Raw genomic sequence first — 10,308 nt, forward strand, 5'->3', positions numbered from 1 at the left:
GGCTATCAGATCGTCGAGCTGCCGCTTGCCGGGATAGAGGCGCGCGCCGATTTCGTCATGGCCTGTCTGGGAGGGACGTGACCGGGCGCACCGAGGACCGGGAGCCGCATGGCCGGTGAACACCCCCCGGTTGCGCAGGAGCGTTCGATCGGAATCCCAGCTATTTCCGCAAGGCATCGATGACGATTGCGAATGCGGGCGAGTTCTGCCGGCGCGTTGGATAGTAGAGATAATAGCCCGGAAACATCGGCGACCAATCGTCCAACACCTGCACCAGCTTGCCCGCCGCCACCAGATCGGCCACCAGATTTTCCGGCACATAAGCGATCCCCAGCCCGCTCAGCGCCGCATCGACCATGGCGAGCGCGCTGTTGAAGGTCAGTTGCCCCTCGACCCGGACCCTGATCTCGCGCCCGTCCCTCTCGAACTCCCATGCGTAGAGGCCGCCGGAGCTGGTTTGGCGGTGGTTGATGCAGTGGTGGTGCACCAGATCCTGCGGCGACACCGGCACCGCTCGGGTAGCCAGATAGTCAGGCGAGGCCACCGCCACCAGCCGCCAGTCCGGCCCGATGCGCACCGCGATCATGTCCTTGTCGACGCTTTCGCCCAGCCGGACCCCCGCATCGAAACGCTCCTCGACGATGTTGCGGAAGCCGCTGTCGATGCTGAACTCGACATGGATATCGGGATATTCGCGCAGCACCGGCTTGAGCTTTGGCCAGACGATCCAGTTCAGCGCGTGATCCGACAGCGTGAGCCGCACCGAACCCGAGGGCTTGTCGCGAAAGGCCATCAGGCTGTCGACATCCGCCTCGATCTCGCGCAGGCGGGGCGCGAGGGTTTGCAGCAGACGCTCGCCCGCTTCGGTCGGCATGACGCTGCGGGTGGTGCGGTTCAGAAGGCGCAGGCCCAGCCGGGCCTCAAGCTGCTTGACCGTATGGCTCAGTGTCGATTGCGAGGTGCCGAGCCGCGCGGCCGCGCGGGTGAAGCTTGCCTCCTCGGCGACGGCCACGAACCAGAGCATGCTGGTCAGGTCCTTTCTGTCCATGGCGTCACCCCTCACTTATGTCGAAAATAGATAAGTCTATTTAGATTGCACCGTCTAAACCCGGAAAAGCCAAGAGGCTATCTTCCGCCGGTGCCGTTCGCCGCTTGGGCAATCGGTCAATTTCACAATCCCTCACAAGCACCGGAATTTTCGCCCGTGGCCCATACTTTCGACCTTGCCGCGCCTGCCTCCCGCAATCCCTGGGGCGCGGTAATCTGCCTTTCGCTGCTGACCTTCGTTCTGATCGCATCCGAGTTCGTGCCCGTCAGCCTGCTTACCCCCATCGCCCTCCAACTCTCGATCTCCGAGGGACAGGCCGGGCAGGCGATCTCGGTCTCGGGACTGTTCGCAGTTCTGACCGCGCTGTTCGGCAATGCGCTGCTGTCGCGGTTCGACCGCCGCTCGGTGGTTCTCTTTCACACCGGCATCCTCGTCGTCTCGGGGATCGCGGTGACTTTGGCGCCGAACTATCTGGTCTTCATGGTCGGCCGGGCGCTGATCGGGGTTTCGATCGGCGGGTTCTGGTCGCTTTCGGCTGCAATCCTTGCCCGTATCGTCCCCGCCCGCGACCTGCCCAAAGCCATCGCCACCTTGCAGGGCGGAGCGGCGCTGGCCACGGTGATCGCGGCACCGCTGGGCAGTTTCCTCGGCGGGCTGATCGGCTGGCGCGGGGCCTTTTCGGCGGTGATTCCGGTCGGGCTGGCAGCGATGCTCTGGCAACTCGCGGTCCTGCCGCGGATGCCGGCCGAGCGTCCGGTCGCGGTCCGCGACATGGCGGGTCTGCTGCGCAACCCGGTCTTGACCCTTGGCATGACCGCGACGGCGCTGGCCTTCATGGGGCAGTTCGCCGTCGTCACCTATCTGCGCCCCTTCCTCGAACGCGTGACCGGGCTGGAGGTGAACAGCCTTTCCGCCTTCCTGCTGATCCTGGGGATATTCGGCCTGATCGGAACCTGGCTCGCGGGGCTGATCCTGCGCCGGCATCTCGCGCCGGTTCTGATCGGGATGCCGGCGGCCCTGACGGTGATCCCGCTGCTGCTGATCCTGCTTGGCCCCTCGGCTTGGGCGGTGGCGGTGCTGCTGGCGCTATGGGGCATCTGCACCACGCCGATCCCGGTCGCCTGGGGAACATGGATGACCCGCGTAATCCCCGACGACCTCGAGGCCGGAGGCGGTCTGCAGGTGGCGCTGATCCAGTCCGCCATCACCTTCGGGGCCTTTGCCGGAGGCCTGCTTTTCGACAGCGCCGGCTGGTGGAGCCCCTTCGCCCTTGGCGCGGTCCTGTTCCTTGGCGCAACCCTTGCCGCCGCGGCCGTCGTCAACAGGAGCGCGCGATAGCGCAGGGCGGAGGACGCCCAACGCTTTCATTCCTGCGGCCGCATTGTAATATTCGCGCGGCCGGTCCCCGACCCGAAAAGGAGATACCGATGGTCGTCAAAGCCTATGGCACGCCGGCAAGCGACAAGCCGCTTGCGCCAATGAACATCACCCGCCGCGCTCCGGGCGCGCATGATGTGCAGATCGAGATCCTCTATTGCGGGATCTGCCATTCCGACCTGCATCAGGCGCGCTCCGAATGGGCCGGGACGCTTTATCCCTGTGTGCCGGGGCACGAGATCGTGGGCCGCGTCAGCGCCGTCGGCGATCACGTCGGCACCCATAAGGTCGGCGATCTGGTCGGCGTCGGCTGCATCGTCGACAGCTGCCAGCATTGCGCCGAATGCGCCGAGGGGTTGGAAAATTACTGTGACGGTATGATCGGCACCTATAACGGGCCGACGCCCGATGCCCCGGCCATACCCTAGGCGGCTATTCGCAAGAGATCGTGGTGCATGAACGCTATGTCCTGAAGATCACCCATCCCGAGGATCAGCTTGCCGCCGTCGCCCCCCTGCTCTGCGCGGGGATCACGACCTATTCGCCGCTGCGCCACTGGGGCGCCGGTTCGGGCAAGAAGGTCGGCGTGGTCGGCATCGGCGGGCTCGGGCATATGGGGATCAAGCTTGCCCATGCTTTGGGCGCCCATGTCGTGGCCTTCACCACCTCCGAAAGCAAGCGGCGCGATGCGCTGAGCCTTGGCGCGGATGAGGTCGTGGTCTCGCGCAATGCCGAAGAGATGGCGGCCCATGCCAAGAGCCTCGATTTCATCCTCAACACGGTCGCAGCCCCGCATGATCTGGACGCTTTCCTTGCGCTGCTGAAGCGCGACGGAACGATGACGCTGGTGGGCGCGCCCGCCACGCCCCATCCCTCGCCCAATGTCTTCAATCTGATCGCGAAGCGGCGCGGCATCGCCGGCTCGATGATCGGCGGCATCCCCGAGACCCAGGAGATGCTGGATTTCTGCGCCCGGCACGGCATCACCGCCGATATCGAGGTGATCCGCGCTGACGCGATCGAGCCCGCCTATGAGCGGATGCTCAAGGGCGACGTGAAGTACCGCTTCGTCATGGACATCGCCACGATGTGAGTTCGGAGGCGGTCCCGCCCATTTTGCGGTTCTGCCCTCGAACCGGCGCATAGTTCGCTGTTCATGCAGGCGGCAACAAACCTCGCGGCGCTATATCGGAATTGCAGGGCGCGGAAGGCCTGCTTCAAATCGGGAGAGACGGATGTTCGGACCATATCTGCGGCGTTGGAGTCTGGTCGCAGATGGTGAGCCGATCGCCACTCCCGCCGCCCGGCTTCTGCCTGTGCGGGGGGAGAGCGGGCCGGCGATGCTGAAGCTGTCCTCCAACCCTGATCAGCAGCGTGGGGCGGCGCTGATGGAATGGTGGAACGGAGAGGGGGCAGCAAAGGTTCTGGCCCGAGAGGATGCGGCCCTCCTCATGCAGCGCGCGACTGGAAGCGGGTCTCTGGCGGACATGGCCCGGAACGGGGAGGATGATCAGGCCTGCCGCATCCTTTGCGCCACCGCCGCCCGGTTGCATCGGAAAAGACCCGGACACCCGCCGCCCGAACTGGTCCCGCTGCCGCTGTGGTTTCGCGAACTCGAGCCGGCCGCGGCGACGCATGGGGGGATATTGGCGCTCAGCCTTGAGACAGCACATGCGCTGCTGGCCGATCCGGTCGAGCAGGTGGTGCTCCACGGCGATCTGCACCACGAGAACGTCATGGATTTTGGCCCGCGCGGTTGGCTCGCCATCGACCCGCATGGTCTGATTGGCGAGCGGGGCTTTGATTTCGCGAATATCTTCACCAATCCCGACCTGAGCGATCCAACCCGACCGGTCGCCACATTGCCAGGGCGCTTTCATCGCCGCCTCGAGGTGGTGGCGGAGGCGGCGGGCATGGAGCGGCGCCGCCTGCTGCGATGGATCCTTGCATGGACCGGGCTGTCGGCGGCATGGTTTCTTGAAGATGCTGATCCTCTGGTCGAGGTGGATCTGACAATCGCCGCGCTTGCCGCCGCGGAACTTGCCCGCTGAGGGGTGGCGGCTGGCGACGGCCTTCAAGCTCGAAGGACTGCGCAGGAGCGGGCTGCCTGCCGTGCCGGAGCCTGACGAGGCTCTCCGTCACCCTCTTGCAAACTTCACACTTCCCGGCATGATCGCTACTCTCGGAAGGTGAACGGCCGGGGGCGAACCGCCCCCACGCTTGTATCCGGCGCACATGCGCTCACGGTCTCAGGAGGGAAGAGCCAACTTGCGAATTTCGATCACATTTGGCCCGGCCTTTGATCTCAGCACGGCTGTCCGCAGGGGCATCGAAAACGCGGTTCTCACGCCATCCGAGGCGGAAACTGCGGTCTGGCTTGGGGATCGGCTGACCTATCGAACCCAGCGCCCGCCGGAAGAGATGTTGGCCGACTGGGAAGCGCATGGCTATGCCCGCGACGATTTTCTCAGCGTGGAGACCGGGCCATGGGTCGAGCGGCAGGATAACCCGACCTGGTCAGGCCGGAAAGGGCGCATTCATCGGCAGTGATCGGCTCTCTACCTTGCGGGAGAGGGGACGGCATCAGTTCCGGGCGCTGTGTTCGAGAAAGCTTCGCAGTCTTGGCGCCGTGAGGTCGAGGAAGGCCCGCTGCCGGTGATCGCCGAGGGCGTGAATGTCCCGATCCCCTCCGCCGGGCTGCTGGTCGGCGCCTATGCCGATTGGTCGCTGGCCGGCGCGACGGCGATCTTCCTTGCGACGCTTTCGTTGGTGATGATCGCCTCGCCGCTGCTGCTGGGCAGCCCTGTCGGCGCTGCCATCACTCTGCTGGTCTGGGGCGGGCTTGGCTATGCCGCTGTTCCTGTCGCGGGCGGATTGACCGCGGCCGTCGGTCTGGCGCTGGTCTGGCTGGGGCGTCAGCGCACCGCCAGCCAGATGGTGGCCCGCCAGTCCTGAGGCGGTCGCCGCGCCGCGCGTGGCCTTGGCTTGCCCCCCCTACGCGGTCTTGAGTTCTCCAAGGCCGGGTTCGGGGGGCAGGTCGATCTTGCCGACCTTCACGGGGTCGAGACGTCCGGTCGAGCGTGCAATCGCCCGCGACAGCCGCGCGATTTCGTTGAACTGTTCGATACTGTTGCTTGCCAGACGAAAATTCCTAACATCCTCGCGGCTGCGCAGCGGCGTTCCGACCATAAGCTGCTCGCTTGCGGATACGGCAAGGGTATCGGTCTCGCGCTTGTCGGCGATGATCGCCTTCGCGATCTCATCATCCGGCTGGCCGACAAGCTGGATCGCGCGTTCCAGATTGGCGACCACCTTCTCGATGAAGCGCAGGCTCGTGTCGCTTTGCAGATAGGCCGGATGGGCGATTGCACCATGCTGGCGGTCGCGCACCGCCTTCAGGTTGATCGCCGCCACCTCTCGAACCTCCTCCAGACGCATGACGATCTGCGCCAGATCGACAATCTGTTGGCCCTCCCGCTCGTCCCGGGTGTCCTCGGAAAGCCGGCCGATATATTCGAGGATCGCGGTCGAGAGCTGGTCGGGCACTTCCTCATCATGCAGCGCGTGGCCTCTGGAATCGGGCTTTTGCGCGCCGGTTGCGACTTCCGCGCCATGCTGCACGAGGTTCAGGTTTTCGCGCCCGACGCGCAGCAGCTCAAGCTGGACGCGGGCGATCCCCAGCGCGGGAACGTCGAGAAGCTTGGGGTCGAGATAACGCGGCGTGCCGGACGTATCGGCATGGGGCCCGGGACGGGAGGGAACGATCCAGCGGGCGATCCGCGCCAAGGGCTCGCTGAACCAGATCAGCACGACGGTATTGGTGACGCTGAAGATCGTATGGGCATTCGCGACCTGCCGCGGCGTCTCGGCCGCGAGTTGGGCGAGGCCCGAGAGTTCGGGTGCCGAGGGCGAGACCCAGCGCACAAGATCGGCGAATTGCGGGATGACGAGGGCGAAGGCGATCACGCCAAGGACGTTGAACAGCAGATGGACCACCGCGACCTGCACCGCCTCGGCCGATTTCCCGATCCCGGACAGCAATGCGGTGCCGCAGGTGCCGACATTGGCGCCGAGAACCAGTGCGATCGCTGTCTCCAGCGGGATCAGCCCCTCGCCCGCCAGCGCGATGACGATGGCGAGCGTGGCGGCCGAGCTTTGGACGATCGCCGTGAAGGCCGCCCCGATCAGGATGCCCAGCAGCGGATGGCTGAGGTTATACATGGCCTCGATGAAGGGCTGAAAGGTCCGCAATGGCCTTGTCGCGTCGCCCATCGTTTCGATCCCGAGAAACAGCAGGCCGAAGCCAAGCACGATTCCGCCCAGTTGCTGAAGCGTTTCGCGCCGCGCAAAGGCATGGAGCGTAAAGCCCACCGCCATCAGGAATGGCGCGAGCCCCGACAGGTCGAACGCGATGAGCTGCGCGGTCAGCGTCGAGCCGATATTGGCCCCCATGATCATCGGGATCGACTGGGCAAGCGTCATCAGACCGGCCGACACGAAGCCGACAAGCAGCACGGTGGTGATCGTCGATGAGTTCAGGAGCGCCGTGACCCCGGCCCCCGCCAGAACGCCACGCAGCTTGCTTGCCGTAAGCGTCGCGAGGAGCGCCTGCATCCGCGTGCCAGCGACCGATTTCAGCCCTGTGGACATCAGTTCCAGCCCAAAAAGGAAAAGGGCAAGTCCACCAATCAATTGACCGAGGACATCTATCAGGTTGGGCATGATCGTCACGCTTGAGGCCGGTTCTTTGGCAAAAGAAAGCCGCCGCTCAGCGTTATGCAAGCACTATCGGCGTGGCCAAGGCGATCTCTTCGATCGGACAAGGGACGCCCGCCAAGGGGGCATAGCCCTGCAGGACTGCCCCGGATCAATCCCCGAGAGGGCCCGGCAGGGGATAGGAAACGATCAGGTCGAGGGGGGCATCCCCCAATTGTCGAATGCCGACAGTCTCGCCGGAATAAAGATAGGCCATCATGCCGGCGCCGAGGATCGAACTGCGCCCGTCCGCCTCGACCTCGCCCTTGCCGGACAGGACATAATAGACCTCGTCGTGGTCGATGAGGTGAAGGCCGATGGCGGCGTCAGGATGCAATGTCCTGCGCCGGAACTCCATGCTGCGTCGCGGAACCTCTGCCGTCAGGCGATAGGCCGTGGACATGCCGATGCGGCCATGCGGAACGGGTTCGTCCTTTCGGACGTCGGTTTCGTCGACGATTTCCATATTGTCCCCCATGCTTTGCCGCGGGCAGCATAGAGAGGGTTCGCGGCATGGGACAGGGTGGCTTCGCGCCGCCCATCGGAAATAACCCCGCAAAACCCCCGCCCCGGCGGGACCGGAACGGGGGAGGGGAACGCGCCGCCTCTTGCAGCGCGGCGCTGCTTTCAGAACCGGATAGCTGAAATCCGATCTGCCGTCCTACCGCACGACATAGATGATCTTGCGGGTTTGCGGCTCGACGATGACCGGCTGCTCCTGCACATAGACATATTGGTATTGCGAATCCGGTATTTGCTGCAGCTGGACGCTGCTTGGCACGGCCGCGCCGACTGACAGGTCGTCCAGCGTCACGGACTGGATCTTGTTTTCCAGCACATAGGTGCGGGTTTCCGGCGGGACAGAGGCGTCCTCGGTCACATCGCCGACAACGGCACCGGCGAGGCCACCGACCGCGGCACCAACCGGACCGCCAACGATGCCGCCCGCAACCGCACCTGTGGTTGCGCCGCCAACCGCGCCGCCTCCGGTCGTGTCGGGGTCCGTCTGCACCTGGGTCGCCTGGGCAGGAGGCTGCGTGACGATCGTGGTCTGCGCGACGCCCGCGCTGGTCCCGAGGACGAGGACGGCGGAGGTCAGGACAAGTACGTTCTTCATTGTTCTTCTCCCTTTCAATGTGGGACGAAAAACCCGGAAGGGCGAGGGATGTTCCTGTTGTCACCGGCTAGTGAGCGGGCGTAATCGCCCGTGAACGCCCCGGATCATCGACCGCGGTTCGGGCGGCTCTGGTCGACCGACCATCCGTAGGAGGGGCGCGCCGATCGCCTGCGGGATTATTCGGGTCGGATCAGCGGCAGCCCCGAGAGGGGGTCGTATCGCTTGCGAAGATGACGAGGCGACTCGGTCAGGATGATCTCGAGCGTTGGCCTGACCATACCGCGCTGCAGATGGCCCGCCAGCGCGCTGCCGTCGCGCCGCCCGAGGACCGCGTGGACGTGGATCGCGGGCTGGCCGTCCGGGCCCGAGGCAATGTCTCCGGTCAGCGAGGCAACCTCGGTCTGTTCCTCGACCTCGATCGGCAGATAGGTTTTGGAAGCCCAGTCGAAAAAGGCCAGCGTCGCCAACTGGAACGCGCCGATTGCCTTGAAACTCGCCGCAGAAAGACCCTGTTGGCGGGCAAACTGCCCAAGAGAGGCCATGACCTCATCCCCGGTCTCGAGGATCAGGGCATAGGTCTTCTGGCCATCGGCATCGTGCAGAAGCTTGGTTTGCATATGAACACCTCCTCTGCGGGAACGGTCGGAGGATCAGGATGTTCCCAGAGGGGCGGGACTGTTTCCCAGTGCAGAAGCGATCGCCAGGCGTGCACCCGCAGGGAGCCGAGATCGTAGGAGGTCAGGCTGGCCTCTGCGGAGCGGACGGGACTGGCGCGAGGATCTTGGGTGTGGACTCGTCCCTCCGGCACGGCAGATAGCCAAGCCAGACCGCGCAGTGTGTGGCCATAATTGCCCGAGGTTGGGAAGCCGACGATTTTGCCGTCATGCAGGACAGGCGCGTGATGAAACAGCAGCGGTTCGGGATCATGCTGCCGGCACTGGATGAGGCCGCGCGTAAGCCCGGCCTTGCGCTTCCGCAGCACCGACGCGCGGCCGATGAAATCGCCCTTGCCGGTCCTGACCGCAAAGCCCAAGAGGCGATGCCGATGGAATTGTAGCCCGCCGCAGCCCCCTCAATTCCGGGGCCTCGCCGAGGTAATAGCGGTCGTCGGGGGTGAAGCTCTCGGGGCCGTTGAAGAAGATGTGGATTCCCGCTTCGGCCGGCAGCGACATTCGGGCCACGGCCTTCTCGAGGATGGGTTCGAAATGGTCGAAATCCTCGGGGACGCCCGAAGGCTTGGCGTTGGCCTCGAAAGCGCCAAGCAGGATGTTGCCGGAATCCTCCTTGTCATAGGCACGGTTGGCTGAGCCAGGTGAAACGCGGCCAGATGACACCGTCGGTCCATAACCTGGGCCAGCTTTCGGACTGCCCGGGGGAAATAGCAGCTTTTTCCGCTGCTCCTCAGCTCGGGCGCCGCAAAAAAGGGGCTGGTGCTGCGCGCGGCGGATCGTCTCTCTATCGGTTTGCAGGAAAGCGGTCCTGTCGAGGAGTTGCCCTTGCCGACGCTCAGGCTTTCCGTGAGGGTGCGGGGGCTCTGCCCCCGATCCCTTTGGGATCTCCCCCGGAGTATTTGTTGAACAGAGAAGCTCAGAGTTTGGCGCTGAGTTCGGGGACGAGGGTGAAGAGGTCTCCGACGAGGCCATAGTCGGCGATCTGGAAGATCGGGGCTTCCTCGTCCTTGTTGATGGCGACGATGACCTTCGAATCCTTCATCCCCGCAAGGTGCTGGATCGCGCCGGAGATGCCGACCGCGACGTAAAGCTCGGGTGCCACCACCTTGCCGGTCTGGCCAACCTGCCAGTCGTTCGGGGCATAGCCACTGTCCACCGCCGCGCGCGAGGCGCCGACCGCGGCGCCGAGCTTGTCGGCCAGCGTCTCGATGATCGCGAAGTTCTCTTTCGAGGCGAGGCCGCGGCCGCCCGAGACCACGCGTTTGGCCGAGGTCAGTTCCGGGCGGTCGCTTTCGGCAACCTCGTCCGAGAGCCAGGCGGAAAGCGCCGGGTCCGCCGCC

Annotated in this window: 13 protein-coding genes and 1 pseudogene; 6 read left to right on the forward strand and 8 right to left on the reverse strand. The window is 64.9% G+C overall.

Annotated features, from left to right (window positions below; all coding sequences use genetic code 11):
- Positions 1 to 160: 160 nt before the first annotated feature.
- Positions 161 to 1,048, reverse strand: coding sequence for a LysR family transcriptional regulator (locus tag VNQ78_RS10145; protein WP_325689273.1), 888 nt, complete (start codon positions 1,046 to 1,048; stop codon positions 161 to 163).
- Between the two features lie 156 nt (positions 1,049 to 1,204).
- On the opposite strand from VNQ78_RS10145, the gene VNQ78_RS10150 reads away from it, so the two are divergent.
- From VNQ78_RS10150 to VNQ78_RS10175, 6 genes are all read left to right on the forward strand, one after another.
- Positions 1,205 to 2,386 carry an MFS transporter gene (locus VNQ78_RS10150; protein ID WP_325689275.1) on the forward strand — a complete coding sequence of 394 codons (1,182 nt, stop codon included), beginning with the start codon at positions 1,205 to 1,207 and terminating at the stop codon, positions 2,384 to 2,386.
- Between the two features lie 89 nt (positions 2,387 to 2,475).
- On the forward strand, positions 2,476 to 2,853 hold the full coding sequence (locus VNQ78_RS10155) for an alcohol dehydrogenase catalytic domain-containing protein (protein ID WP_325689277.1): 378 nt from the start codon (positions 2,476 to 2,478) through the stop codon (positions 2,851 to 2,853).
- Positions 2,854 to 2,876: 23 nt separating this feature from the next.
- Positions 2,877 to 3,518 (forward strand): zinc-binding dehydrogenase, encoded by a 642-nt coding sequence (locus VNQ78_RS10160; protein WP_325689279.1) that lies wholly within the window; start codon positions 2,877 to 2,879, stop codon positions 3,516 to 3,518.
- 142 nt (positions 3,519 to 3,660) lie between these two features.
- Positions 3,661 to 4,476, forward strand: coding sequence for an aminoglycoside phosphotransferase family protein (locus tag VNQ78_RS10165; protein WP_325689281.1), 816 nt, complete (start codon positions 3,661 to 3,663; stop codon positions 4,474 to 4,476).
- Positions 4,477 to 4,693: 217 nt separating this feature from the next.
- The gene (locus tag VNQ78_RS10170) at positions 4,694 to 4,975 is read left to right on the forward strand and encodes a hypothetical protein (protein ID WP_325689283.1); all 282 of its coding nucleotides are present in this window, start codon (positions 4,694 to 4,696) and stop codon (positions 4,973 to 4,975) included.
- Between the two features lie 48 nt (positions 4,976 to 5,023).
- The gene (locus VNQ78_RS10175) at positions 5,024 to 5,380 is read left to right on the forward strand and encodes a hypothetical protein (RefSeq protein WP_325689285.1); all 357 of its coding nucleotides are present in this window, start codon (positions 5,024 to 5,026) and stop codon (positions 5,378 to 5,380) included.
- A gap of 39 nt (positions 5,381 to 5,419) precedes the next feature.
- On the opposite strand, the gene VNQ78_RS10180 is transcribed toward VNQ78_RS10175, so the two are convergent.
- The 7 genes and pseudogenes from VNQ78_RS10180 to VNQ78_RS10210 form a co-directional block, all read right to left on the reverse strand.
- Positions 5,420 to 7,147: a Na/Pi cotransporter family protein gene (locus tag VNQ78_RS10180; RefSeq protein ID WP_325689287.1), complete on the reverse strand. Its 1,728-nt coding sequence runs from the start codon at positions 7,145 to 7,147 to the stop codon at positions 5,420 to 5,422.
- Between the two features lie 145 nt (positions 7,148 to 7,292).
- Positions 7,293 to 7,646, reverse strand: a complete 354-nt coding sequence (locus VNQ78_RS10185) for a cupin domain-containing protein (RefSeq protein ID WP_325689289.1) — start codon at positions 7,644 to 7,646, stop codon at positions 7,293 to 7,295.
- 195 nt (positions 7,647 to 7,841) lie between these two features.
- Positions 7,842 to 8,297 carry a DUF1236 domain-containing protein gene (locus tag VNQ78_RS10190; protein WP_325689291.1) on the reverse strand — a complete coding sequence of 152 codons (456 nt, stop codon included), beginning with the start codon at positions 8,295 to 8,297 and terminating at the stop codon, positions 7,842 to 7,844.
- A 176-nt stretch (positions 8,298 to 8,473) separates the two neighbouring features.
- A complete protein-coding gene (locus VNQ78_RS10195; protein WP_325689292.1) occupies positions 8,474 to 8,914 on the reverse strand; it encodes a PPC domain-containing DNA-binding protein in 441 nt (146 codons plus the stop codon).
- Entirely contained in the window at positions 8,863 to 9,279 is a 417-nt protein-coding gene (locus tag VNQ78_RS21605) for a glycine cleavage T C-terminal barrel domain-containing protein (RefSeq protein ID WP_414694057.1), read from the reverse strand. Before VNQ78_RS21605 ends, VNQ78_RS10195 begins: the two co-directional genes overlap by 52 nt.
- A 50-nt stretch (positions 9,280 to 9,329) precedes the next feature.
- Positions 9,330 to 9,592, reverse strand: a pseudogene (locus VNQ78_RS10205) (FAD-dependent oxidoreductase); the annotation flags it as partial.
- A 292-nt stretch (positions 9,593 to 9,884) separates the two neighbouring features.
- Positions 9,885 to 10,308: electron transfer flavoprotein subunit alpha/FixB family protein (locus tag VNQ78_RS10210; RefSeq protein WP_325689294.1), on the reverse strand; the 424-nt coding region annotated here is incomplete at its 5' end.

The sequence above is a fragment of the Paracoccus sp. (in: a-proteobacteria) genome (genome assembly GCF_035556475.1).
Classification (GTDB): Bacteria; Pseudomonadota; Alphaproteobacteria; order Rhodobacterales; family Rhodobacteraceae; genus Paracoccus.

What these genes read in the sequence shown, in the direction of transcription:
- VNQ78_RS10145 (WP_325689273.1), bottom strand. Translation starts at nt 1,048, where the DNA reads ATGGACAGAAAGGACCTGACCAGCATGCTCTGGTTCGTGGCCGTCGCC.
- VNQ78_RS10155 (WP_325689277.1), top strand. Translation starts at nt 2,476, where the DNA reads ATGGTCGTCAAAGCCTATGGCACGCCGGCAAGCGACAAGCCGCTTGCG.
- VNQ78_RS10165 (WP_325689281.1), top strand. Translation starts at nt 3,661, where the DNA reads ATGTTCGGACCATATCTGCGGCGTTGGAGTCTGGTCGCAGATGGTGAG.
- VNQ78_RS10180 (WP_325689287.1), bottom strand. Translation starts at nt 7,147, where the DNA reads ATGCCCAACCTGATAGATGTCCTCGGTCAATTGATTGGTGGACTTGCC.
- VNQ78_RS10185 (WP_325689289.1), bottom strand. Translation starts at nt 7,646, where the DNA reads ATGGAAATCGTCGACGAAACCGACGTCCGAAAGGACGAACCCGTTCCG.
- VNQ78_RS10190 (WP_325689291.1), bottom strand. Translation starts at nt 8,297, where the DNA reads ATGAAGAACGTACTTGTCCTGACCTCCGCCGTCCTCGTCCTCGGGACC.
- VNQ78_RS10195 (WP_325689292.1), bottom strand. Translation starts at nt 8,914, where the DNA reads ATGCAAACCAAGCTTCTGCACGATGCCGATGGCCAGAAGACCTATGCC.